The sequence below is a fragment of the Pantoea sp. EKM20T genome (genome assembly GCF_011800485.1).
Lineage (GTDB): Bacteria > Pseudomonadota > Gammaproteobacteria > Enterobacterales > Enterobacteriaceae > Pantoea > Pantoea agglomerans.
Genome location: NZ_JAALFW010000001.1, coordinates 36,697 through 59,385, shown reverse-complemented (window position 1 = coordinate 59,385; position 22,689 = coordinate 36,697). Strand labels below are relative to the sequence as shown.

At 55.2% G+C, this 22,689-nt stretch carries 24 protein-coding genes, 4 tRNA genes and 1 pseudogene; 15 read left to right on the top strand and 14 right to left on the bottom strand.

The window, feature by feature from the left end:
• The 6 genes and pseudogenes from rutG to rutA form a co-directional block, all read right to left on the bottom strand.
• Positions 1-1,329, bottom strand: a complete 1,329-nt coding sequence (rutG, locus tag HFD94_RS00335; RefSeq protein ID WP_010669797.1) for a pyrimidine utilization transport protein G — start codon at positions 1,327-1,329, stop codon at positions 1-3.
• Between the two features lie 46 nt (positions 1,330-1,375).
• The gene (gene rutF / locus HFD94_RS00330) at positions 1,376-1,891 is read right to left on the bottom strand and encodes an NADH-dependent FMN reductase RutF (RefSeq protein WP_029518970.1); all 516 of its coding nucleotides are present in this window, start codon (positions 1,889-1,891) and stop codon (positions 1,376-1,378) included.
• Between the two features lie 19 nt (positions 1,892-1,910).
• Positions 1,911-2,720, bottom strand: coding sequence for a pyrimidine utilization protein D (rutD, locus tag HFD94_RS00325; protein ID WP_167432695.1), 810 nt, complete (start codon positions 2,718-2,720; stop codon positions 1,911-1,913).
• The gene (gene rutC / locus HFD94_RS00320; protein WP_033779453.1) at positions 2,720-3,115 is read right to left on the bottom strand and encodes a pyrimidine utilization protein C; all 396 of its coding nucleotides are present in this window, start codon (positions 3,113-3,115) and stop codon (positions 2,720-2,722) included. Before rutC ends, rutD begins: the two co-directional genes overlap by 1 nt.
• Before the next feature lie 20 nt (positions 3,116-3,135).
• Positions 3,136-3,849, bottom strand: a complete 714-nt coding sequence (rutB, locus tag HFD94_RS00315) for a pyrimidine utilization protein B (protein WP_010246624.1) — start codon at positions 3,847-3,849, stop codon at positions 3,136-3,138.
• Positions 3,849-4,940 (bottom strand): annotated as a pseudogene (gene rutA / locus HFD94_RS00310) (pyrimidine utilization protein A). Before rutA ends, rutB begins: the two are co-directional and overlap by 1 nt.
• Before the next feature lie 306 nt (positions 4,941-5,246).
• Here rutA and rutR point away from each other — a divergent pair.
• Positions 5,247-5,882: an HTH-type transcriptional regulator RutR gene (gene rutR / locus HFD94_RS00305; protein ID WP_003849991.1), complete on the top strand. Its 636-nt coding sequence runs from the start codon at positions 5,247-5,249 to the stop codon at positions 5,880-5,882.
• 38 nt (positions 5,883-5,920) lie between these two features.
• Complete coding sequence (locus HFD94_RS00300; protein WP_061901596.1) at positions 5,921-6,895, top strand: metal-dependent hydrolase; 975 nt, start codon at positions 5,921-5,923, stop codon at positions 6,893-6,895.
• 47 nt (positions 6,896-6,942) lie between these two features.
• Here HFD94_RS00300 and cycA read toward each other — a convergent pair whose 3' ends face one another.
• Positions 6,943-8,337 (bottom strand): D-serine/D-alanine/glycine transporter, encoded by a 1,395-nt coding sequence (gene cycA / locus HFD94_RS00295; protein ID WP_022625909.1) that lies wholly within the window; start codon positions 8,335-8,337, stop codon positions 6,943-6,945.
• A gap of 286 nt (positions 8,338-8,623) precedes the next feature.
• On the opposite strand from cycA, the gene HFD94_RS00290 reads away from it, so the two are divergent.
• The 3 genes from HFD94_RS00290 to HFD94_RS00280 all read left to right on the top strand — a co-directional run bounded on the left by HFD94_RS00290 (position 8,624) and on the right by HFD94_RS00280 (position 11,946).
• On the top strand, positions 8,624-9,319 hold the full coding sequence (locus tag HFD94_RS00290) for an extensin family protein (RefSeq protein WP_010669801.1): 696 nt from the start codon (positions 8,624-8,626) through the stop codon (positions 9,317-9,319).
• Positions 9,320-10,489: 1,170 nt separating this feature from the next.
• Complete coding sequence (gene sdiA / locus HFD94_RS00285; protein WP_022625907.1) at positions 10,490-11,212, top strand: transcriptional regulator SdiA; 723 nt, start codon at positions 10,490-10,492, stop codon at positions 11,210-11,212.
• 122 nt (positions 11,213-11,334) lie between these two features.
• On the top strand, positions 11,335-11,946 hold the full coding sequence (locus HFD94_RS00280) for an acyl-homoserine-lactone synthase (RefSeq protein WP_029518973.1): 612 nt from the start codon (positions 11,335-11,337) through the stop codon (positions 11,944-11,946).
• Positions 11,947-11,981: 35 nt separating this feature from the next.
• On the opposite strand, the gene HFD94_RS00275 is transcribed toward HFD94_RS00280, so the two are convergent.
• Positions 11,982-12,206 (bottom strand): DUF2594 family protein, encoded by a 225-nt coding sequence (locus HFD94_RS00275; RefSeq protein WP_003849983.1) that lies wholly within the window; start codon positions 12,204-12,206, stop codon positions 11,982-11,984.
• A gap of 432 nt (positions 12,207-12,638) precedes the next feature.
• Here HFD94_RS00275 and uvrY point away from each other — a divergent pair, with 432 nt between their 5' ends.
• The 6 genes from uvrY (at position 12,639) to HFD94_RS00245 (ending at position 16,178) form a co-directional block, all read left to right on the top strand.
• Positions 12,639-13,298, top strand: a complete 660-nt coding sequence (gene uvrY, locus HFD94_RS00270) for a UvrY/SirA/GacA family response regulator transcription factor (RefSeq protein ID WP_010246608.1) — start codon at positions 12,639-12,641, stop codon at positions 13,296-13,298.
• On the top strand, positions 13,291-15,123 hold the full coding sequence (uvrC, locus tag HFD94_RS00265; RefSeq protein WP_022625905.1) for an excinuclease ABC subunit UvrC: 1,833 nt from the start codon (positions 13,291-13,293) through the stop codon (positions 15,121-15,123). Before uvrY ends, uvrC begins: the two co-directional genes overlap by 8 nt.
• Positions 15,124-15,192: 69 nt before the next feature.
• Positions 15,193-15,741, top strand: a complete 549-nt coding sequence (gene pgsA, locus HFD94_RS00260; RefSeq protein ID WP_010246604.1) for a CDP-diacylglycerol--glycerol-3-phosphate 3-phosphatidyltransferase — start codon at positions 15,193-15,195, stop codon at positions 15,739-15,741.
• 150 nt (positions 15,742-15,891) lie between these two features.
• Positions 15,892-15,967: transfer RNA gene (locus HFD94_RS00255), tRNA-Gly, on the top strand.
• Positions 15,968-16,007: 40 nt separating this feature from the next.
• Positions 16,008-16,081 (top strand) — tRNA-Cys (locus tag HFD94_RS00250).
• A gap of 10 nt (positions 16,082-16,091) precedes the next feature.
• A tRNA-Leu gene (locus HFD94_RS00245) sits at positions 16,092-16,178 on the top strand.
• A gap of 135 nt (positions 16,179-16,313) precedes the next feature.
• On the opposite strand, the gene HFD94_RS00240 is transcribed toward HFD94_RS00245, so the two are convergent.
• Positions 16,314-16,550, bottom strand: coding sequence for a hypothetical protein (locus HFD94_RS00240; protein ID WP_223565690.1), 237 nt, complete (start codon positions 16,548-16,550; stop codon positions 16,314-16,316).
• Between the two features lie 235 nt (positions 16,551-16,785).
• On the opposite strand from HFD94_RS00240, the gene HFD94_RS00235 reads away from it, so the two are divergent.
• Together HFD94_RS00235 and HFD94_RS00230 are read left to right on the top strand one after the other, a co-directional pair.
• Positions 16,786-16,858, top strand: a tRNA-OTHER gene (locus HFD94_RS00235).
• A gap of 179 nt (positions 16,859-17,037) precedes the next feature.
• On the top strand, positions 17,038-17,889 hold the full coding sequence (locus HFD94_RS00230) for a substrate-binding domain-containing protein (protein WP_167432694.1): 852 nt from the start codon (positions 17,038-17,040) through the stop codon (positions 17,887-17,889).
• A gap of 31 nt (positions 17,890-17,920) precedes the next feature.
• Here HFD94_RS00230 and HFD94_RS00225 read toward each other — a convergent pair whose 3' ends face one another.
• Complete coding sequence (locus HFD94_RS00225) at positions 17,921-18,088, bottom strand: hypothetical protein (RefSeq protein ID WP_010246480.1); 168 nt, start codon at positions 18,086-18,088, stop codon at positions 17,921-17,923.
• Positions 18,089-18,281: 193 nt separating this feature from the next.
• Between HFD94_RS00225 and HFD94_RS00220 the strand changes: the two genes are divergently transcribed.
• A complete protein-coding gene (locus HFD94_RS00220) occupies positions 18,282-18,482 on the top strand; it encodes a DUF6404 family protein (protein WP_010669807.1) in 201 nt (66 codons plus the stop codon).
• 34 nt (positions 18,483-18,516) lie between these two features.
• Here the strand turns inward: HFD94_RS00220 and HFD94_RS00215 are convergent, their stop codons facing one another.
• The 4 genes from HFD94_RS00215 to HFD94_RS00200 form a co-directional block, all read right to left on the bottom strand.
• On the bottom strand, positions 18,517-20,022 hold the full coding sequence (locus HFD94_RS00215; protein WP_022625901.1) for a SulP family inorganic anion transporter: 1,506 nt from the start codon (positions 20,020-20,022) through the stop codon (positions 18,517-18,519).
• A 139-nt stretch (positions 20,023-20,161) separates the two neighbouring features.
• Positions 20,162-20,422, bottom strand: a complete 261-nt coding sequence (locus HFD94_RS00210) for a biofilm/acid-resistance regulator YmgB/AriR (RefSeq protein ID WP_010246474.1) — start codon at positions 20,420-20,422, stop codon at positions 20,162-20,164.
• 390 nt (positions 20,423-20,812) lie between these two features.
• Positions 20,813-21,220: a DUF2000 domain-containing protein gene (locus HFD94_RS00205; RefSeq protein ID WP_163637265.1), complete on the bottom strand. Its 408-nt coding sequence runs from the start codon at positions 21,218-21,220 to the stop codon at positions 20,813-20,815.
• Between the two features lie 41 nt (positions 21,221-21,261).
• A complete protein-coding gene (locus HFD94_RS00200) occupies positions 21,262-22,110 on the bottom strand; it encodes an AraC family transcriptional regulator (protein ID WP_167432693.1) in 849 nt (282 codons plus the stop codon).
• A gap of 145 nt (positions 22,111-22,255) precedes the next feature.
• Between HFD94_RS00200 and HFD94_RS00195 the strand changes: the two genes are divergently transcribed.
• Positions 22,256-22,687, top strand: coding sequence for a MarR family winged helix-turn-helix transcriptional regulator (locus HFD94_RS00195; RefSeq protein ID WP_010669811.1), 432 nt, complete (start codon positions 22,256-22,258; stop codon positions 22,685-22,687).
• Positions 22,688-22,689: the final 2 nt, after the last annotated feature.

Sequence of the window (22,689 nt, the reverse complement as noted above, 5' to 3'; positions counted from 1 at the left end):
TTAACCCTGCTGTCGCGCCAGTGGCTTGTCCTGCTTTGCCGCACTGCGTCGGCGCAGAATCGCATTGAGGATAATCGCGCCAAAGGTGGCGGTACCGATACCCCCCAGCGTGAAAGAACCGATTTTCAGCGCGAAATCCCCGGCTCCGAGCACCAGTGTGGTCGCCACCATGATCAGGTTACTGTTCTGGCCTAAATCAACATGGTTCTGTACCCAGATGCGGGCACCCGCTACCGCAATCAGCCCGAACACTACAATGGATGCGCCGCCAATCACCGGGGCCGGAATAGTGTGGATCAGCGCACCAAACTTCGGCGAGAAACCGGCGAGGATGGCGATGACCGCCGCGGCGACAAATGCCAGCGTAGAATAGACTTTGGTCACCGCCATCACCCCGATATTTTCGGCATAGGTGGTGACGCCACTGCCGCCGATTGAGCCGGAGAGCATGGTGGCCAGGCCATCGCCAACAAAAGCGCGTCCCATGTAAGGATCGAGATTGCGTCCGGTCATGCCCGCCACCGCTTTCAGATGCCCGAGGTTTTCAGCCACCAGAATGATCGCCACCGGGGCGATAAGCACCATCGCCTGCAGATCAAAGGTGGGAGCGGTGGTGTGCGGCAGACCAAACCAGGCGGCCTGTGACAGCAGGGTAAAATCGACCGGCTTACCCAGCCCCAGACCGTTGGTCAGCAGTGCATAGATCGCCCAGGCCAGAATCAGGCCGACCAGAATCAGCAGTCGCTGAATCATCCCGTGGGTAAATACCGCTACCAGACCAATGCAGAGTACGGTCATCACCGCAACCCAGCTGTCGAATGACGAGGCGGAGACGCTGTGAACCGCAATCGGGGCCAGATTCAGCCCGATAGCCATCACCACCGCACCGGTCACGACCGGCGGCATCAGATTTTCAATCCAGCGCGTGCCGGACTTCATCACCACCAGACCAATCAGCGTGTAGAGCAGGCCGCAGGCGATCACGCCGCCCAGCGCCACGCTGAGATTGGGATTCAGCCCCTGACCACTGAAGCCGGTTACCGCAATGACCACGCCGACAAAGGCAGCGCTCGACCCGAGATAACTGGGCACCCGACCGCCGGTGATAAAGAAGAACAGCAGCGTGCCTATACCCGAGACCAGAATGGCCAGATTGGGATCCAGCCCCATCAGCAGGGGCATCAGCACCGTTGCGCCAAACATCGCTACCGCATGCTGTAAACCCAGCACCAGCGTCTGCCCCAGAGGCAGGGTCTCATCCGGGGCGATAATACCGTTTTCTGTTAATGCCGACTTCTTTTGCCATTGCGGAAACCAGGATCGTGCCATCGTCTACTCCAGAGCGTTATGAATGCCGGTGGGATTCAGGGAAGTGTTAACAGGCATCCTGCCGCAACAGGGGATGGTATCCCCGGTCAAACCACGCCAGACCGTGGGTGTCGTCATTGCGCACTAATCCCACGACTTCGCAGAACAGCGTGTCATGCGTACCGACGCTGACAATCTGAGTGATGCGGCAGTCAAAGGACGCGACGGCGCCGCTCAGCACTGGCGAGCCGGTCACGGCCGTTGACCACTCAGCGGCAATAAAACGATCAGCCATTGGTGTTTTGCCGCCGAACAGATTGGAGAGCGTTTCATGGCCCGCCGCCAGCGTATTGACGCAGAGCTGCATATTTTCGCGGAACACCGGGTAAACCGAGGCAGAGCGGTTAAGGCAGACCAGCAGCGTCGGCGGCGAATCCGTGACGCTGCACACCGCCGAGGCCGTAAAGCCTGCGCGTCCGGCCGGGCCTTCAGTGGTGATGATGTTGACCGCAGCACCGAGCCGCGACATCGCATTACGAAACTCAGTTTTCTCAACGGCAGGGGTAAGGGTATCCAGGCTCATCGTGTTCTCCGCGAAAAGGTTATCCGACGACGCGCTGCAGCGGCTGCACGTCATCAGTCTGATCCAGCCACTGCAGCAGCAGGGCATTAAAGTTTTCGGGGGCGGTGACGCTCATGGCGTGGCCGCCCCAGGCCATCATCTGTTCAGTCGCATTGGGCAGGGCCGCGGCCAGCTCAGTTGAGCAGCTCCATGGCACCAGCAGATCGTCCTGGCTGGCGATCACCAGCACCGGTTGTGGAATGGCATCAGCCCGCGCGCTGAAGTCGGCGCTCATCAGGGCGTGCAGCCGCCGCATCAGATTTTCCATCCCCTGAAAATGTGCGACGTGATGGCTATCTTCCTGATCCAGCCGTGTCTGATGCTGTGCCATCCACTCCGCAGGATAGAGAAACAGCGGCTGAGCGCGGACAAATGCCTCGACGCCGACGTTGAGCAGCAGGTCCTGACGCACCTGAAAGCAGCGACGGGTATGGGGATGCAGCGTCAGCCAGCCATTGATCACCGCGATCCGTTCGATCCGATCCGGATAATCCAGCGCCAGCTGCATCCCCATCAGACCGCCCAGCGCGTGCCCGATCAGGCTGAAGCGCAGGATGCCGTGCTGCGCCAGCGCGGCGACCAGTTCTGACGCCATCATCGCCATGCTGTAGCCTTCCGGCAGGCTGTCAGCGCTGCGACCGGTGCCGCGCTGGTCATAGGTCACCACCCGATAGCGTGCCGTTAGCGCGGCCAGCTGCGGCTGCCAGAAACCCGCCACGCCGCCCAGACCGGATGAGAGCACCAGTGTCGGTGCATCGGGATTTTGCAGACCCAGAATATCCAGCTGCATCAGACCTCCGCTTTGCCGATGTGCGCCACGCTGGCGATCTCAATCAGCGCATCAGGCTTGACCAGACCGCACTGAATACAGAAGCGCGCCGGTTTTTCGCCGGGAAAGAACTCGGCATAAACCTGATTCACCGCGGCGTAGTTCGACCAGTCGGTGATAAAAATCGAATTAAACGTCACATCGGTCATGCTGCCACCGGCGGTCTCGATCACCTTTTTAATGGTTTCCAGCACGTGGCGGGTCTGCGCTGCGGCATCACCCACATGCACCACGTTGTTGTCAGCATCAAACGGCAGCGTACCCGAGACATAGACCACGCCATCCGCCAGCGTGCCGGGAACGAACGGGGCAATGGGGGTGGAGGTGCCTGGCGGAACAATAATACTTTTCGGCATAGCGTCGTCCTTATCGTGGATTAGCGGGCATTCAGGCTTTCGCAGAAGGTATCGACATCCGATACCCAGCCAAAAAAGGTTTCGATATTGAACAGGGCAGCCTGCTGAGCAAAGGGCGGGCCGGCCTGATAAGTGGCGTCTTCCAGCACCACGCCGAAGTACTCCAGAAAGAAGCCGTCGCGCAGCGTCGATTCAACGCAGACGTTGGTCGCGATGCCGGTAAACATCAGATGACGGATCCCGCGGCTGCGCAGCATGCTGTCGAGCGGGGTGTTATAGAAGCCGCTGTAACGTGATTTCGGCAGCACGATGTCACCGGGTTGCGGCACCAGTTCATCGACCAGCGCGTAATCCCAGCCGCCTTTTGACAGCAGCGACCCCTGCAGTTCAGGCCGTTTACGCATGGTTTTCAGGGCATTCGATTTGTGGAAATTGGGGGAACCGGCGTCGCCCGCTTCTACATAGTCACTGTCCCAGCCGTTCTGGAACCAGATGATCTGAACGCCTGCCGCACGGGCCGCCGTCACCGCCTGATGGATTTTCGCAATCACCGGCTTGGTGGCGGAAACATCGAAGCCCGCCAGATCGAGATAGCCGCCTTCAGTGGCGTAGGCGTTCTGCATATCCACGACAATCAGCGCGGTCTGGCCAGGCGGAAAGGCGATCGGCTCTGGCCGCGCCGGCAGTTCAACCTGGGGAACATCCGGCGTGTGAGCACAATAAACGGTAGCCATCATGCCACCTCCTGCTGTGCGTCGAGCAGGGCGCTGCGACAGGCCATCAGCGGCTGAATGTGCTGCCCGAAGTTCTCGATACCCTGCAGGAAGTCATCAAACGTCAGCAGCACGCCGTGGGTGCCTTCGACCTGCGCAACCTCATCCAGCATCCGCGCCACGCTGGCATACGACCCCACCAGGGTGCCCATATTGATATTGACTGCCGAGGTCGGATCCGCCATCTGGCGCACATTGGTGTCGCTGCCCGATTTGGTGTCCTGCTGACTCTGAGTGGTGAGCCAGGAGAGCGCCTCTTCATCCGCACCGGCTTTGTAGTGTTCCCACTTCGCCCGCGCTTCTTCGTCCGTTTCAGCAGCGATGATCATAAACAGCACATAGGAGCCGACATCGCGGCCCGCTTTTTCAGCGGCCTGCTTCATGCGAATCGAGGTAGAGCTGAACGCGGCAGGCGTGTTAACACCTTTACCAAAGCAGAAGTTGTAATCGGCGTGCTGAGCAGAGAAGGCCATACCGGCATCGCTCTGTCCGGCGCAGATCACCTTCATCGGGCGCTGCGGCTGCGGACTCACCCGGCAGTCGTTCATGGTGAAGAACTCACCTTTAAAGTCCGATTTTCCGGTGCCCCACAGGTCGCGCAGCACGGTAACCTATTCGGTCAGATAAGCGTAGCGGCTGCTGAAGTACTCATCGCCAGGCCACATTCCCATCTGTTCATATTCCGGTTTCTGCCAGCCGGTCACCAGGTTGACGCCAAAGCGACCGCCTGAAATGGAATCGATGGTGGAGGCCATGCGCGCCACAATCGCCGGAGGCAGTGTCAGGGTGGCGGCGGTGGCGTAGATCTCAATGCGCGATGTCACGGCGGCCAGGCCAGCCATCAGGGTGAACGACTCGAGATTATGATCCCAGAACTCGGTTTTTCCGCCGAAGCCGCGCAGTTTGATCATCGAGAGCGCAAAATCGAAATGGTAATGCTCTGCTTTCAGCACGATCGCTTTGTTCAGTTCAAAAGTCGGCATGTACTGCGGCGCATTGGACGAAATCAGCCAGCCATTGTTACCAATCGGAATAAAGACGCCTATCTTCATGTGAAACCTCGTTGCGATGGGGGAAAGGTGTTTCACGCGCTGCACTGCATCCTGCATCGTCCGTGTGGGCCGCGCTCAGTCACAATTCTGCAAACTGTGTGCCACTTTTTTTATTGTTTTAAATAACAGTGAGTTAAAGTTAACCCGAAAGAGGTAAGTGGAGTAACTGGTCCATTTCAGACCGTCTGGTCAAAATTCGCTGCACGTTTTCCATGCAGGCTGAGCAAAAAAGGTGCAGGGCGCGGATTGGGCAGCGATGAATCCCTTTGCTATGATGCGCTGACACCAGAAGGATGAGGTAAACGTGTGAATACCGATGAAAAAAAGCCAACGCGACGTTCGCGTGCGGTCGCAGCGAAGCGGGCCGCCATACTGGAAGCGGCATTAACCTTCTTCTCACAGTTTGGCATTCACGGCACCAGCCTCGATAAGGTGGCCGAGCTGGCCGATGTCTCTAAAACCAATCTGCTCTACTATTTTCCCTCTAAAGAAGTGCTGTATGTGGCAGTGCTTAAGCAGATTCTGGATGTCTGGCTGGCACCGTTGCGCGCGCTGGCGCACGATCAGGATCCATTGGTCGCGATTCGTCGCTACATCCGGCTGAAGCTGGAAGTGTCGCGCGATCATCCTCAGGCTTCCCGGCTCTTCTGTCTGGAGATGCTGCAGGGTGCTCCGCTTCTGAAAGGGGAGCTGGCAGGCGATCTTAAGCAGCTGGTGGATGACAAAGCGGCAATTATTGAACGCTGGATTGATGAAGGACGACTGGCAGGCGTACAGCCGCAGCATCTGATCTTTATGCTGTGGGCCACCACGCAGCATTACGCCGATTTTGCCACTCAGGTTGAGGCCGTTACCGGCCAGACGCTCAGCGATCCGGCGTTTTTCGATCAGGCTGTTGATAATGTGCAGCGCATGATCATCGAAGGGATTCGCGTACGCTAATTCAGGATACATCCACGGTTCAGGTACGGAGTTAATCAATGGATTCTGTTTCGCAGCTGGTGCTGGGTGCCTCAGTCAGTGTCGCAGTGATGGGACGTCGGGTGCCGGTCTGGCAGGCCGCGCTGGTGGGCGGCGTCTGCGGCACCTTACCCGATCTCGATGTCTTTCTTGATCATGGCGATGCGATACGCAACATGACCCTGCATCGCACGGAAACGCATGCGCTGCTCTGGCTCACGCTGCTCTCGCCACTGATTGCATGGCTGGTGGCGGGGCTGTTTCGCCAGCGGGTGAAGTGGGCAGCATGGTGGCCTGCCATCTGGCTGGCGCTGATCACCCATCCGCTGCTCGATTTGATGACGGTGTATGGCACCCAGCTTGGCCTGCCGATCACCGATTATCCTTATGCCATCGGCAGTATCTACATCGTCGATCCACTCTATACGCTGCCGCTGCTGGCAGGCCTGGGCGTCGCGCTCTGGCGGCGCAGTGATAAAGGGCTGCGCGGAAACCGGCTCGGGCTGATGCTGAGTACCCTTTATCTGGTCTGGAGTGTGGTGATTCAGGGCGTCGCAGGCTGGCAGATCAGAGCGTCGCTGGCGGAGCAGGGTATTCCGGACAATAAAGTGCTGGTGACGCCCACGGCCTTTAATACGCTGGTATGGCGCAGCGTGATTATGACGCCGGATCGCTATGGCGAAGTTTACTGGTCGCTGTTGTCGCCCTCACGGCCACTGCAGGTGGCGTGGTATCCGCGTCATCCTGAACTGTTCGACGCCTTTCGGGGCAGCTGGTATGCAGAACGTGTCGCCTGGTTCAGCCACGGCTTCTACGCGCTGCGTGAGCAGGACGGTCAGACGACGATTGCCGACCTGCGCATGGGCGAAGGCGATAAGTATACCTTCACCTTTGGTCTGGGCACGCCTCAGCAGCCCGATCCCCGGCCGCAGCGCTTACCTAATGAACGCCCCTCTTTATCCGCCATTTTCTCTGCGCTGGGCGATCGCCTGTAAAAAAAAAGCCCGGTCATCTGACCGGGCTTTGTTCATGATATTACCGATTAGCGGCTACGACGATTACGCAGCATCCAGCCGACACCCAGCAGGGCAAACCAGAGTGGCGTAACCATCAGCGCCTGGCGCGTATCTTCCTGCAGCGTCAGCAGCACCAGCACAAATGCGAAGAATGCCATGCAGACCCAGCACATGAATTTGCCCAGCGGCATCTTAAATGCCGACTCCGCATGGCGCTGCGGATGCTTTTTACGGTAGGCCAGATAGCTGCACAGAATGATGGTCCAGACGAACATAAACAGAATGGCCGAGACGGTGGTCACCAGCGTGAAGACCTTCATCACATCCGGGATCAGGTAGATCAACGCCACACCAATTAGCAGGCACAGGCAGGAGAAAAACAGGCCGGTAGTCGGCACCGCACGGGCAGAGAGTCGGCCAAAGGCGCGGCTGGCCACACCCTGCTGCGACAGGCCATAGAGCATACGGCTGGTGGAGAAGATGCCGCTGTTGGCTGAGGAGGCGGCAGAAGTCAGCACCACAAAGTTAACGATACTCGCAGCCGCAGGCAGACCAATCAGAACGAACATCTCAACAAACGGACTGCGATCGGCCATCACCTGGGTCCAGGGCGTTACCGCCATAATCACCATCAGCGCCAGCACGTAAAACATAATGACCCGCAACGGAATCGCATTAATCGCGCGCGGTAACACTTTATGCGGATTGTGGGTTTCAGCCGCTGCCGTGCCCACCAGTTCAATGCCGACAAAGGCAAACACCGCAATCTGGAAGCCGGCAAAGAAGCCGCTGAGGCCTTTCGGGAACATGCCGCCGTGATCCCAGATGTTGCTGAGTGACGCTGTGCCGCCGCCCGGTGAGGGGTAGTGAATCGATACCAGCACAATCCCGGTTACGATCAGTGCCACAATGGCGACGATTTTAATGATCGCAAACCAGAACTCCATCTCACCAAACAGCTTGACGGTGGCAATATTGAGCGCCAGAAAAACCACCACGCAAAGCAGGGCGCTCATCCAGATCGAGAAGCCCGGAAACCAGAGCTGGAAATAGGCGCTGATTGCCACCACGTCGGCAATGCCGGTTACCACCCAACAGAACCAGTAGGTCCAGCCGGTAAAGTAGCCGGCCCACGGGCCAAGCAGATCCGCGGCAAAATCGCTAAAGGATTTGTACTCAAGGTTGGAGAGCAGCAGCTCCCCCATGGCGCGCATCACAAAGAACAGCATAAAACCGATAATCATATAGACAAAAATGATCGAGGGGCCAGCCAGGCTGATGGTTTTACCGGAACCCATAAACAGGCCGGTACCGATAGCGCCACCAATGGCGATCAGCTGGATGTGACGATTGTGCAGATTGCGCTGGAGTTTATCGGGCGTCTCGTGGGTGCTTGCGGTTTCTTTAGATTGATCAACCATAGAATTGTCTTTCCTGTCGTGATGTTGTGTTCAGCTCTGCTGGCTGTTAGTCAAGGCGTCTGCCTGAGGGCAAGTCGGCATAAGATAGAGGAAGAGAGCCGGGATCGGGTAACGCTTTTTTACCAATTGTGATGCCTGCCGCCCCGGAAGCGGCAATAAAGCGCGATTTTGTTCAAACCTTCGTCAGCCTGGGTAATTATTCATCACGTTATGTCAGTCAGGCGGCGTGAAAGGCGATGGGCTTCTACACTTTTTGTTTGCTAATCATCATGCTGCGAGAGGGACTATGCGCACGCTTATCCTGTTTTTGCTATTGCTTGCGCTGGGATGGGTCAGCTTACCCTGGCTTAAGCAGCATCTGCCGCCGCAGTTTAATCCCTTTACGCCACTCTCTGTTACCGATCCGCCGGGCTGGATGACGCAGATTAAGATGAAAAGGCTGGCCAGCGATCCCGACGCATGTCTGGCGGTGATGCGCCGCGCTCAACAGGCGGGCTGGGTCAGCTTCAGCGAGCGTCCGGACGTCACGGGTCACTGTCCGCTCAGTCATCCGCTGCGGGTTCAGAAATTTGGCCCTGTCAGCCTCAGCAGCAGCTTTCTGGCCAGCTGTCCTATGGCCGTCGCCAGCACCATGTATGCTCTGCGCAGTCGTGAACAGACCGCCAGAGAGATGCACAGTCCACTGGTACGAATTACCCATGTCGGCAGTTACGCCTGCCGTAATATTTATCATCGTGCTCAGGGGCGGCTCAGTGAACATGCCACCGCCGATGCCTGGGATGTGACAGGCTTTCAGCTGGCTGATGGCCAGCGGCTTGAGGTCAGTCGTCACTGGCAACAGCCGGAAGAAAAAGCGGCAATGCTTCATACGCTGTGGCGTGGCGGCTGTGAGGTATTCGGCAATGCGCTGGGGCCGGACTATAACGCCGCTCACGCCTCACATTTTCATCTGGGTATGCGAGGTGCAGGCTACTGCCGATAAATCATCAGACAGGATTAATACCGTGTTTGATTAAGAAATGTTCTTATGGTGCCAGTAAAACCCATCCAGTTATCATTGCTGAACCTGATCCCTTACTGAAATAGTCTGACAACAGGTCAGGATGCTCCTAAAAAAACCGATTTCAGGGCCATTTGTAAGAATAAAACGATGCCTGCGGGATAAAACTCTTGCGCAAATTCTCAGCGTCATTTGCTCAGCGCCTGCTGGCGGCATGATGAAATTATTTCATGATTGCGCTGGCAGAAATAAGGGAAAGGTATCGCATAAATAAAAAAGTGCGTGATTAAGAAAAGAACGGATTTTACCTGCAAATTTATTTTCAGATGATTTAGTTGCGTGACTATCGGTAAAGTGATTTAACTGATTAAAATAGAGTCAGTGCTGAGCATTACGCCGTAAATAGTGATCTCCGCCACGTATTGCGGTCAGACAGCAGATTAAGTAAAGGTGACTATTACGGACGTGCTGTCCTGGGTCAGGTACCCGCAGTCAGATAAGTGGATAAACCACAGCAGGATATGAATCGACTGGCACAGAGCACGGTCGGGCAGGGGAGACCCGAAAAGGTTTATTAAACAGCACATCGTTACGCTTACAGGGCTGCCACTGAAAACCGGGACAGGTCTTTCACCGGCAAGCGCGTGGCGCGGGCAGCATGCCGGTTAGCTGCCTCAACAGACGCCACAGGGGCTGCGGGGTCGTCTGACGAAACCGGTCCTGATGCTGCAAAGAGAGAGCCGGGCTTATTTCCTGATAAAAAATATGTCAGAAATTTGTCATTGCCGCTTCGCTTATAACGGAGTAATTAACGCCTTGTTTACTCGTTATTTACCCAACAATCAGCATCGCGATTCAATATTTTCAGCAGACTTTTCAAGTCCGAGAAAAAATTGCACTGGAGGTCAGGGATTGAAATCCTATCAGAAAAATCTTATTCTTCTGGGGTGATTGAAATTGCTGTGATCGGCCTCACCTTGTAAAGGCAGGAACACTTTTTCACTCCGCTCCAACGGTGAAAGGTTAAATGCGCTGTAGATCGGGACGGGTTCGTCCTGCACGATAAATTAGTTTTCTTCTGCAAATTTATTTTATCCGATGAATCTGAATGAATATTACCGGAAGGGCGAGTGAAATTAACGCTGAGGCAATATGAGTACTGAAAATTATTTCGCCTGGCGAGCTGAGGCGAAAGAACAATTTCAGGCATTAACGGTTTCTTCTGAATTGAAGCCGTTATTGCAACAATTTATTGAATCATTAGGCTTCGATTATTTTGCCTTTTTGATTCAGCACCCGGTGCCTTTTACCCGACCGCGTATTCATTTACATAGCACCTATCCCAAACTATGGGTTAAACGCTATGAGAAGCAGAATTATTACGCTGTCGATCCGGTGCTCAGGTTGTGTCAGCGACCGGGCAGAGGCATGGCGTGGACGGAGGAACTGTTCGCTGACGCCGGCAATTTGTGGCGTGAGGCGAGAGAATATGGGCTGCAGAGCGGATTTTCTTGCTCTGCAATGGCACCAAATCGCGTCATTGGTATATTATCTATATCGTCGCAACAGCCCATTTCTGTCCAGCTCTGCCATGCTGAGCTGGAGGTGAAACTACACCTTTTAGCGGAACTAAGTCTGGATACGCTGGAACGCTTTAGCGATGATGCAATGATGGTACTAAAAAAAGAGTTTAGTCAGCGCGAGCTGGAAATTTTGAAATGGACAGCCGAAGGAAAAACGGCGGTCGAAATTTCACTTATTTTATCCATCTCTGAACATACCGTTAACTTTCACCAAAAAAATATGCAAAAGCGTTTCAATGTTTCCAATAAAACGCAGATTGCCTGCTATGCAGCGGCAATCGGACTGATCTGAACATTAAGCAACGGCTACATTTAGCTGTTCCTTTGCACAGGTCTGTTGTCTATTCTGCGCCGGGACTTTGCCAGGCTGGCGCAAAGAAATCATTGCAAACATGGGGATGTCAGAGGCGCATGATGAAAATAGTGCAAACGCAATTAAAGGATATGCCATCCTCTTTGCTTGCCGAACTCGGCAGCTACCGATACAGCGTCTTTGCGCGCGGCGAAGGGTGGTCAATTCCGCCGCGCCTGAGCACGCCAGGACAGGAATATGATCGCTACGATCGTTCAGATGTCACCTGGCTGATCGCATGGAATGCGCGGGAGGGCATCAGCGGCTGTGCGCGTCTGATGCCCTGGTTCGAACCTGAACTGAGTGAAGGCATCGTACTGCCTTTCAGCCATGAGAAAGTGTGGGAAATGTCGCGCTTCTCGGCACGGCTGGATGTGGACGCTGAACTGCCACTGAATATTCTCTGGCACGCCGTGCAGCTGGCAGAATTGAACGGTATGGAATACATCATCAGTTCGGCAACGCCGATGCTGGAGAAGATGTTTGAAGAGCATCAGGTGGTGTATGAGCCGCTGACGCCGGGACTTATTCTGTCAGAAGATAATCTGTTTGCGATCCGTATTCCGGTGGTTCAGCCAGCGCTGGCTGAAAAGTATCGGGGAACGCGGCGCTTTAGTCCGGAAGAGGTGCTGCCTACGCTGGGCGTTTCGGTTAACTGGCAGGCGCACAGTTAATTAATTTGCCCCCGCGGCTGTGGGGGCAAGCAAGCTTACTGACGGTAGGCTGTTTTGATCTGCTTAATGGTATTGCTGAATACTTCCGCCTGAGGCTTGTCGCCCAGCGTCTGTACATAGCGTTCCATGTTGATAATCACTTTGCCGGCATCAGCCTGGCCCATACCTTTCAGGATCAGGGTGATCATCATCTTCAGACCCGCGATTTCATCCGCTAATTTCCGGGCTTCCTGCGAAGTTGCAAAATCTTCATCGCTCATGCGTTTCTCCTTGGTGAATGACAATGTGTCGGCAATCTGTCCGAACAGCAGTGCGTGAGTATATCACAGGGTCAGTAAGTTGCTGGAGCAGCCGGTTCGCTTCGCTATAAACAGCTGGTTTGTCCAGTACAACTAATCAATCGCTGAAAGTAATTACAGGTGTTGCCGGGCCAGATATCACAAGGGCCTGCAGCGATAAGGCACAGCAAAGTCTGGTGTTAATACCATGAAATATTAAGAGTTTAAGGATTATTCAGTACGCCTGTCGGTTGTAAGAAATCTCTGTTATTGCTGGCTGCACGGGGCTGGAAATCGTTATGCGAAGCGTCGACTGTTTTGCTTTGTTGATGTGCTTTTGAGGTAAAAGCGGGTATGATTATCGCCTGTATTCGTTAATTGATTCCTCTTTTTTTAGCCTCTGGAGTTTCCCCGTTGATCAGTGTGCTTCTTGTTGATGACCATGAACTTGTCCGTGCCGGAATCCGTCGCATCCTGGAGGATGTCAAAGGTCTGGCCGTGGTCGGAGAGGTCAACTGTGGCGAGGATGCCGCTAAGTGGTGCCGTGCCAATCAGGTTGATGTGATCCTCATGGATATGAACATGCCGGGCATCGGTGGACTGGAGGCGACGCGCAAAATCGTGCGTTACAATCCCGATATCAAAATCATCATGCTGACCATTCACACGGAAAATCCGCTGCCTGCGAAAGTGATGCAGGCGGGGGCTGCAGGCTACCTCAGTAAAGGGGCTGCGCCGCAGGAGGTGATCAATGCGATTCGCTCGGTCAATGCCGGACAGCGCTACATCGCTTCAGATATCGCTCAGCAGATGGCGCTGAGCCAGATTGAGCCACAAAAAGCGGAATCCCCCTTCAGCTGTTTGTCGGAAAGGGAATTGCAGATTATGCTGATGATCACCCGTGGACAAAAGGTGACGGAAATTTCCGAGCAGTTAAATCTCAGTCCTAAAACCGTTAACAGTTACCGCTACAGGATGTTCAGCAAGCTGAATATCAGTGGCGATGTAGAGTTAACGCATCTGGCCATTCGACATGGCCTCTATAATGCGGAGCCGTTAATCAGTAGTGAATGACGTTTTTGATTCCAAAGCCTTTCTGAGTACGGTAACCAGCAAGCCCGGTGTTTACCGCATGTATGACGCCTCAGGCACCGTCATCTATGTGGGCAAAGCCAAAGACCTGAAGAAGCGTTTGACCAGCTACTTCCGCACTCAGGTCGGCAGCCGCAAAACCGAAGCGCTGGTTAGTAATATCCAGCACATCGATGTCACCGTAACCCACACCGAAACCGAAGCGCTGCTGCTTGAGCATAACTACATCAAGCTCTACCAGCCGCGCTACAACGTGCTGCTGCGCGACGATAAATCTTACCCCTACATCTTTCTTAGCAGCGATACCCATCCGCGACTGGCGATGCACCGTGGTGCAAAGCATGCCAAAGGCGAATACTTTGGCCCGTTCCCCAACGGCTATGCGGTGCGTGAAACGCTGGGGCTGCTGCAAAAAGTTTTCCCTATCCGCCAGTGCGAAAACAGCGTCTACCGCAATCGCTCCCGGCCCTGTCTGCAATATCAGATTGGTCGCTGTCTGGGTCCCTGTGTCGCGGGACTGGTCAGTGAGGAGGAGTATGCACAGCAGACCGATTACGTGCGCCTGTTCCTGGCGGGTAAAGACGATCAGGTTCTTAACCAGCTGGTCAAACGGATGGAAGAGGCGAGCATGGGCCTGCGCTTTGAAGAGGCGGCACGCCTGCGCGATCAGATTCAGGCTGTGCGACGTATCACCGAAAAGCAGTTTGTCTCGAATCAGGGCGATGACCTTGATGTGATGGGTGTGGCTTATGAAGCGGGCATGGCCTGTCTCCACGTGCTGTTTATCCGTCAGGGCAAAGTGTTAGGCAGCCGCAGCTACTTCCCGAAAGTGCCCGTCGATACCGATCTGGCTGAGGTCGTTCAGACCTTTGTCGGGCAGTTCTACCTGCAGGGTAGCGAGGCACGTACGCTGCCTGGCGATATTCTGCTGGACTTTACCTTGCCAGAGCGTGAACTGCTGGCAGAGTCCCTCAGTGAGCTGGCCGGGCGTCGGGTGAGTATTCAGAGCAAGCCGCGCGGGGATCGCGCCCGTTATCTCAAACTGGCACGCACCAACGCCGCGACGGCGTTAACCACGCGTCTGTCACAGCACTCCACAATTCATCAGCGGCTGATGGCGCTGGCGGAGTTTCTTGAGCTGGACAAAATTAAACGCATGGAGTGTTTCGATATCAGTCATACCATGGGTGAGCAGACCATCGCCTCCTGCGTGGTGTTCGACCAGAATGGTCCGCTGCGTGCCGATTATCGTCGCTACAACATCAGCGGCATTACGCCGGGTGATGACTACGCCGCCATGAATCAGGTGCTACGCCGCCGTTATGGTAAAGCGATTGAAGAAGATAAGATCCCGGATGTAATTCTGATCGATGGCGGTAAGGGCCAGCTGTCTCAGGCGAAGCAGGTCTTCGCGGAACTGGATGTGCCCTGGGACAAAAGCCGGCCGATTTTACTCGGCGTAGCGAAAGGCAGCGATCGTAAAGCCGGACTGGAAACGCTGTTCTTTGAAGCGGAAGGTGAGGGCGTTTCGCTGCCACCCGATGCACCAGCGCTGCATGTGATCCAGCATATTCGTGATGACGCTCACAATCATGCCATTTCAGGCCACCGTAAAAAACGGGCCAAAGTAAAGAACACCAGCGCACTGGAAAGCATCGAAGGGGTGGGGCCGAAACGGCGTCAGCAACTGCTTAAGTACATGGGTGGCCTGCAACCGCTGATGAACGCGTCGGTGGAGGAGATCGCCAATGTACCCGGTATCTCACATGCTCTGGCAGAAAAAATATACTACTCGTTGAAACACTAGCATTGAAACGGGGGGGGCAATGTAGGAACATAGGCTAAATTCTACCTATATCCAGACAGTTACCGGCATATGCAATTAAACATTCCGACGTGTCTCACCCTGTTTCGAGTCGTGCTCATCCCGTTCTTTGTGCTGGCTTTCTATCTGCCGTTCACCTGGGCGCCGCTGGCGACTGCACTGATTTTTGTTTTTGCTGCCATCACCGACTGGTTTGATGGCTTTCTGGCGCGCCGCTGGAAGCAGACAACACGCTTTGGTGCGTTTCTCGATCCGGTAGCGGATAAAGTGATGGTGGCTATTGCGCTGGTGCTGGTGGCTGAATATTTCCACGCCTGGTGGATTACGCTGCCCGCTGCCACCATGATTGCACGCGAGATCATTATCTCTGCGCTGCGTGAATGGATGGCGGAGATTGGTAAACGCAGCAGCGTGTCGGTTTCCTGGATTGGTAAAGTGAAAACCACTGCCCAGATGTTCTCACTGTTTGCCTTGCTGTGGCGTCCTGATGCGACCGTCGTGGCGATTGGTGTGGTGGCGTTATACATTGCTGCCGTGCTGACTTTCTGGTCTATGTTCCAGTATTTAAGCGCCGCGCGCGGTGATCTGCTCGAACCGTGATCGATACGATTTAAAAAGCAGCAAACGGACGCGCTGTGAGGATAATTTTATTGACTCATTGCGTCATCTAAGTAGAATGCATCGCATCGAACGGCAGCCAGGCTGCCAGAAGATAAATAAAATCAGCAGGTTCGACGAAATTGCTGAAATGCGGGAATAGCTCAGTTGGTAGAGCACGACCTTGCCAAGGTCGGGGTCGCGAGTTCGAGTCTCGTTTCCCGCTCCAGATTCGCAGGTCAGGTTAACCTGACGGCACATCAGTTTAAGGCGCGTTGGCAGAGTGGCTATGCAGCGGATTGCAAATCCGTGTACCTCGGTTCGACTCCGGGACGCGCCTCCAGTTACACCCTGCCCGGGTGGTGAAATCGGTAGACACAAGGGATTTAAAATCCCTCGGCTGTAAGGCTGTGCGGGTTCAAGTCCCGCCCCGGGCACCATATTTCTGCCGAAGAAAATCTAATAAAATAAAAGCAATATGCAGTAATGTCGTAACCGCCCAAGGGCGGTTTTTTTGTGCCTGCTATCTGGCGGATATGGCGACTGCAACTTCCGTTTAGCGGTATAAGCCGACATCAGCCCCGGGAGCTGAATACCAGCTCATCATCAGTGTCACTCACCAGCACCATCCGTTGCGCCTCACCACTGGAAGAGACAAAGGTCACTTCATGGCCGATGCTGATATCATCAAAGGCGTCGGTCGGCTGTGACTGCTTCCGGATCTCCAGTACCATGCGCGAGGGGTAGGGTTTATCATTAACCGTATCAATATGATAATTGGCGGTAAAATTCAGTTCGGGTTGATCAACCACGTAAAATTGTCCTGACGGCATAGTCTTGACCTCTGCAAAATGTTGGCCATAAATCCCGGTCGGAACAGGCTGCCTGAAACTTAAGGTTAGCTGAATAATCAATGCCTACAGGCAGCAGCACCTCTTTTTTGATTTCATACGACGGTTGCAAAAATACCTGCCGCTTGCGCTTGCCTGGTCAGAAAGTCGTACTACGCTTCTTGTTCACATAGCGCGGCTTTTCCAGGCACGCCATTCGGGCATGGTATAAAGGTATTACTGCAACTCTTAACGGGTTGACGATGCGGGTTCAACTCCTGCTGCCCGGTCCCTCTCCTGCATCTACGTTAACGCCAGCCTTATCCCTTTTGGGTTTCTGCCGATCTATCCCAATTACATCCGATTTCACTCATTTTTGCGGCCTGTGTCGAACTCTGTAACCTGTTGAAACGTTGTGGTTTACCGTATTGTGGTGACTATTGTTTGCCGTCGCAGAGAATTAATGCCAATGATTACACCTTTCACACCTGACTTAACTGAACCGGCGGCCCCTCCGGTTATCGGTGTTGTCGCCAGCCAGTTGCTTAATCCGTATCAACAAAAAATGCTGGACGAAGTGATGCGCCAGCTTAACGCGCGCGGTGTTATCTCGGTGCTAATGAGTGCCGAAACCGACGTCACACTGACCGCACTCATCCGGCAGGCTACACCACTCGGGCTGCGTGGTTTGCTGTTACTCCCCGGTAACCGCGTTACTGATGCCTGCCATTTGCCGGTGCTTCAGATTGACGCTGAGCCTGAACTGCAGGCGGATGCACTGCGGGCGGGTGAGGTGACAGCGGAATTATTGCTTAAACAGGGGCATCAGCGGTTTGGCTTTATGCAGGGCCAGCCAGGCGAACTGGCGCAAAAACAGGGCTATCGCGCCTCTCTGCTGGCGGCAGGCATGGCGCTGAACGCCGAACTGACTGTGGGGAGTGATGATCGCGACTGCGCTTATCAGGCGATGATGTCTTACCTGAAAAAGACACGTGCTGCTGAGCGTATCCAGGCACTCTTCTGTGAAAGCGATCTGATGGCCTTTGGTGCAATGCAGGCGATTCGGGATTTTGGTCAGGGTATCCATCTGGCAGTGGCAGGTTTTGGTGATAGTGAGGAAGCCCGTAGCTCAACCTGGCATCTTACCAGCTGGTCACCTGACATCCGGCAGATCGCTGGCCGCGCGCTGGATCGCTGGCTGGGACAGCAGGCAGGCAACAGCAGTGCTGAAGAGCAGGGGCAATTACAGCGGCGTCACTCTCACGCAGGCAAAGTGCTGCCGGGTGAGATGTCAGCCTGCGGCTGCGCCTTCCGGCATTAACCAGCCCGCAACGCAGGCTGGCAGAATAATGTCAGGCCTGCGGTTGTCCTGCCGGGCCGCTGCCGCCGGGTGCGCCCACCGGCTGCTGCCCGCCAGGTGGTGGCGGTGGCGGGGCATCTCTGCCCGGTGGCGGCGGTGCACAGGCCGTAAGCGTGGCGAGGATAGCCAGTGTGGATAACAGATAAGCAGTACGTTTCATCGTAATTCCCCGATCAGGTAAGCGGAACGTTGAGTATAGAGAATTGCAACAAAACCGCCCGGACAGGACTAAATCATCAATACGCATGGCAAATTGTCGACGATTATTTGAGACGCCTCGCAACCCGCGCATGCTGGCAATGCGTTTCAGGCCGGAGCGCGCTAAGGTAGCGCTTCATTTAAGAGGAGTCGTTATGAATGGCATGATGAAGTTCGTCCGCGGGTGGCTGGTGTTCTCTGTACTGTGGGGCGTATTCATGTGGTTTATGTCATGGCATCAGCAGGGCAAAGAGCCTGGTCTGGCGATTCTGACAAGTCTCTACGCCGGTTTAATCTACCAGGCGCTGATTACCATGGTTGGCCGCTACCGCGCGCGGCGGCAACAGGCTGAGTGAGTTCTGCTGCCGGAGAGGCAGCAGAACGGCGTTTTTAGCCGAAATTACCGGTCAGACGCTGATGGAAGTCCGTGCTGCGTGGGTCCAGCCCCTCAATGGTCACCTCTGCACCATAACGCTGATAGCGATACTCAATGCCATCCAGCGCCGCGACGCTGGACGCATCCCAGATTTGCGCGTGCGTTAAATCGATAGTGACCTTTTTAGGGTCATGGGCATAATCGAAATGCTCAAACAAATCGTTGCTGCTGGCGAAAAACAGCGGGCCGCGCACCACATAGCGCACCGACTCGCCATCTTCGCTCAGCTGACGCTCCGCATGAATAACGTGCGCAATACGGCGGGCAAACAGCAGCATAGCCAGGATTACCCCAGCCAGAACGCCCAGTGCCAGATTACCTGTCCAGACAGTCACCGCTACCGTCAGCACCATAATCAGCGTCTCTGACCACGGCATACGTTTCAGGGTAGCGGGTTGCAGGCTATGCCAGTTAACGGTTTTCACGGCCACCACCATCATGATCCCGGCCAGTACCACCATCGGGATTTGCGCCATAATCCGGCTCAGTCCGGTCACCAGTAACAGCAGCACCAGACCGGCGGCCACGGTGGAGACCCGGCTGCGCGCCCGGCCCAGCTCAACATTGACGATGGTCTGACCTATCATCGCGCACCCGGCGATACCGCCATAAAAGCCCGCCAGAATATTCGCCACGCCCAGGCCCCAGGATTCGCGACGCTTACTGGATGGGGTATCGGTCAGGTCATCGACCAGTTTGGCGGTCAGCAGTGACTCCATCAGCCCGACAAAGGCGATGCTCAGGGCCGTGGGCCAGATAATCTGCAGGGTCTGCAGGTTAAGTGGCACCAGCAGGCTGTTAAAACCGGGCAGACCGGGACTCATCGGCCCTTCATCGCCCACGTTCGGCATGCGATAGCCCATTAACAGCGCGACGGCAGTCACTACCACAATGGCAACCAGCGGTGAAGGAACACTTTTTATCAGACGCGGCAACAACAGCACGATAGCCAGTGTGACGGCAAAGAAGATCCACACCAGTGATGACTGTCCCCAGACGTGCGGCACCTGAGCAAAGAAAATCAGCACCCCGAGCGCATTCACAAATCCCAGCATCACCGAGCGGGGGATATAACGCATCATGCGCGCCAGACCAGCCACACCAAACAGAATCTGAATGACGCCGCCCATCACCACCGCGGGCAGAATATATTCAACGCCATGCAGATGGACCATCGGCCCGATAACCAGCGCCACTGAACCCGCAGCCGCTGTTACCATCGCCGGACGTCCGCCCAGTATCGACAGGGTCAGGCAGAGCACCACCGAGGCGACGAGGCTGACTTTAGGGTCTACACCGGCAATAACGGAAAAGGAGATCACTTCAGGGATCAGCGCCAGCGCGGTAATCACCCCGGCCAGGCATTCGCGGGTCAGCAGCGCAGGCGAACGCAGAACGCGCCCTACACTGATATCGCCCGCCACAACGTCGGTTGCGGCAATATCATTGGTTTGAGTCATAAAGGATTGCAGGCTCTTTAGTTATTTTGCTCCCGCGCGAGGGGCGGGAAGATCAGGATAAACAGTGAGGGGCAGATAGTACCGGGCGACTGGCGAAGATACCAGAAAAAGGCGGATGACTCCCTCCGTGGAGTCGATGCTACAGTGAAAAATCGTCCGGGGTTTTATGGACCACCAGTTCAAGCAGCTGTCGGTAGATATCCAGTAATTCCCTGTCGCTTTCCAGCTCCAGCCGATGAATAAGCTTTGAGATAATCGCTTTATTGTTCACTGGCATGCCTGACTGCAAAATTTCTGCAACCAGGATACCCAGCATCTCCATCTCGCTGGCGGGTTTATTGGCGGCAGGATTAAAATAATCAGCAATTTCCTGATTGGTCCGGGGAAGAATATATTGCATGTGTAAGCCCTTCAGAACAGCCCGATTCCGGTTCGGATGTCAGGACAAAAGCGATCAAAAAAACCACCGCATGGACAGATGCGATGGTACCAGTGTCACAAATTGAACAGAAAAAATAACCTCTGAAGGTGGAAATCCACTGACACCTTCAGAGGCGACGCAAGTGCATCATTCGTTACAGAGTCGCATGACAACTCGTGGCAGTAAACTTATACAATGAAGCCCAATCTGTACAATCGGATTCTTTAACAAAGTGTGCTATTTGACACTTATCAGCAGCTTATAAGGACTATTCCGAAACGAAAGCTGTACAAGTAACCTGTACAAACGGCGGGGTCGAGGGGCAGGAGGGGAAAAACAGGAAGCCATGACCAGCTTCCCGCAAAAAGATTAGCTGAATAGCGCCAGTTTTGCCGTCAGCTTTCGCAGGGCTTTTTTATCGCCGACGATGGCGACTCCCAGCAGGCGCCACTGCTGACGCAGTTGCTGTCGCAGGACGGCGCTCAGCGCCTGATAATCGGTGGTGGTCTGACCCTCTTCCGGAAACAGCACCAGATCATATTCAGCCTGTTCGCACTGTTCCCGCAATGCACTGAGCTGTTCATCAGTCGCGGCCAGCACCGGAATGCCGGTGGTGATCAAACCGGGAGAAGGGCGCCTCTCAGCATCCTCCAGGGTGTCGCCAACCAGCGCCGGATGTCGCTGTCCCAGGGTTAATGCCATCACGGCGGCAGCATTGGTGGCTTTGCCAGGCGGCAGAGCGGCATTGAGTATCATTACACAGCGTGGGTCTTGCATTGCGTTTCTCCTGACTAAAAAAACGCATTGTGGCAAGTGGCTTAACCCAGGTCTGGAAGATTTGTGCAGGCGTGCTGATAACGGGAAGGGGTAAGCTGGCAGGCGCGTTTGAACCAGCGGCCCAGGTGACTCTGATCGGCGAAACCCAGCGCGGCTGCCACATCGGCGACGGGCTGGCCCTGCGCCAGCTGACGACGCGCCTGGCTCAGCCGCCACTGCACCAGCCAGGCGTGGGGCGGCAAACCCCAGTGAGCCTGGAACAGACGCGATAACCGGAAGCGATCCACCTGCAGATGCTGCGCCATCTGCTCCAGACCGGGATTATCCGCATGATGGGCAATCAGCCAGTCACGCGACTGCAGTGCCAGCCGGGCATCTTTATCCGGGGGCTGAGCGGGCAGTGACCACTGCCGGTGCGGGATGAGCTGCCCAAACATCCGGTCCAGCGCCGCCTCTTTGATGATGTCGGGATGGTTGTGCCACAAGGCATCGAACGCATGCCAGACGGCATAAGCCAGTGGACGCTCGTCGCGCAGCGTGGCGGCAAAACGTAGCTCACGCAGTGAGGGTTTATCAGCCAGCATCGGAGCCAGGTGCTGCGCAATCTGCTGCGGCGAAAGATAGAGCATCCGGTAGGTAAAACCGCTGTCGTTGATGGCATCACCATCATGCAGCTCCTCCGGCTCCAGCATAAAGACCGTGCCTGGTCGGCTCTGATGCTGTTTGCGCCGCGAATGAAACTGCTGTACACCTTGCTCGGTCACGCCAATCAGATAACTGTCGTGCCAGTGAGGATCATAGGCGTGTCCGGTAAAATGGGCGCGTAGCGCCTCAATACCGCTGACGGCGTCACGGCGCAGATCGACCCAGTTTGCTGATGCCTGTTTCATGTTATCCGGCTCCCGGTTGCGGCCTCTGGACATTCTGCCGCGATCCACTAATTTTTAACAGACCGGACGCTTTTCATTGGCGTTTCGCTTTGCGTATAATAACGTCACCACTCAATTAGAACTCTTACTATTAGGCTGCTAACATTTGTCTCAGCACACGCGTACCTTTACCCACTTATTGCATCTGACCGCACATGCCTGGCGCCTGGCGGTGGATCGTCACCTTAAAGATAGCGGCTTAAGCATGAGCAGCTGGATGGCCATCGGGCTGATTGCCAGTGAGCCGCAACGCATGACCCAGACCGAGCTGGCACAGCTGCTGGGGCTGGAAGATGCCAGCATGGTACCGCTGGTGGATCGGCTGGTGAAACAGTCACTGCTGATGCGGGTACAGCCGCCAGAAGATCGACGTAAGCGTCACCTGGTGCTGACTGATAAGGGTAACGAAGCGTTCGCCAAAGTGAAAACCGAGGCTGACGCACTCCGTACTGAAATGCTGGCCGATATTGACCCTCAGGATCTGGCCGTGACCGAGCGCGTATTGCAACAACTCCTGAGCCGCATGGGAAGTATGTAGCA

Coding starts and splice junctions, on each gene's coding strand:
- pgsA (WP_010246604.1), top strand. CDS start 15,193: ATGCAATTAAACATTCCGACGTGTCTCACCCTGTTTCGAGTCGTGCTC.
- cycA (WP_022625909.1), bottom strand. CDS start 8,337: ATGGTTGATCAATCTAAAGAAACCGCAAGCACCCACGAGACGCCCGAT.
- HFD94_RS00215 (WP_022625901.1), bottom strand. CDS start 20,022: ATGACTCAAACCAATGATATTGCCGCAACCGACGTTGTGGCGGGCGAT.
- HFD94_RS00205 (WP_163637265.1), bottom strand. CDS start 21,220: ATGCAAGACCCACGCTGTGTAATGATACTCAATGCCGCTCTGCCGCCT.
- rutG (WP_010669797.1), bottom strand. CDS start 1,329: ATGGCACGATCCTGGTTTCCGCAATGGCAAAAGAAGTCGGCATTAACA.
- rutB (WP_010246624.1), bottom strand. CDS start 3,849: ATGGCTACCGTTTATTGTGCTCACACGCCGGATGTTCCCCAGGTTGAA.
- HFD94_RS00290 (WP_010669801.1), top strand. CDS start 8,624: ATGCGCACGCTTATCCTGTTTTTGCTATTGCTTGCGCTGGGATGGGTC.
- rutF (WP_029518970.1), bottom strand. CDS start 1,891: ATGAGCCTGGATACCCTTACCCCTGCCGTTGAGAAAACTGAGTTTCGT.
- HFD94_RS00210 (WP_010246474.1), bottom strand. CDS start 20,422: ATGCAATATATTCTTCCCCGGACCAATCAGGAAATTGCTGATTATTTT.
- HFD94_RS00280 (WP_029518973.1), top strand. CDS start 11,335: ATGAAAATAGTGCAAACGCAATTAAAGGATATGCCATCCTCTTTGCTT.
- HFD94_RS00220 (WP_010669807.1), top strand. CDS start 18,282: ATGAATGGCATGATGAAGTTCGTCCGCGGGTGGCTGGTGTTCTCTGTA.
- rutC (WP_033779453.1), bottom strand. CDS start 3,115: ATGCCGAAAAGTATTATTGTTCCGCCAGGCACCTCCACCCCCATTGCC.
- HFD94_RS00200 (WP_167432693.1), bottom strand. CDS start 22,110: ATGAAACAGGCATCAGCAAACTGGGTCGATCTGCGCCGTGACGCCGTC.
- HFD94_RS00230 (WP_167432694.1), top strand. CDS start 17,038: ATGATTACACCTTTCACACCTGACTTAACTGAACCGGCGGCCCCTCCG.
- HFD94_RS00275 (WP_003849983.1), bottom strand. CDS start 12,206: ATGAGCGATGAAGATTTTGCAACTTCGCAGGAAGCCCGGAAATTAGCG.
- HFD94_RS00225 (WP_010246480.1), bottom strand. CDS start 18,088: ATGAAACGTACTGCTTATCTGTTATCCACACTGGCTATCCTCGCCACG.
- sdiA (WP_022625907.1), top strand. CDS start 10,490: ATGAGTACTGAAAATTATTTCGCCTGGCGAGCTGAGGCGAAAGAACAA.
- HFD94_RS00300 (WP_061901596.1), top strand. CDS start 5,921: ATGGATTCTGTTTCGCAGCTGGTGCTGGGTGCCTCAGTCAGTGTCGCA.
- rutD (WP_167432695.1), bottom strand. CDS start 2,720: ATGCAGCTGGATATTCTGGGTCTGCAAAATCCCGATGCACCGACACTG.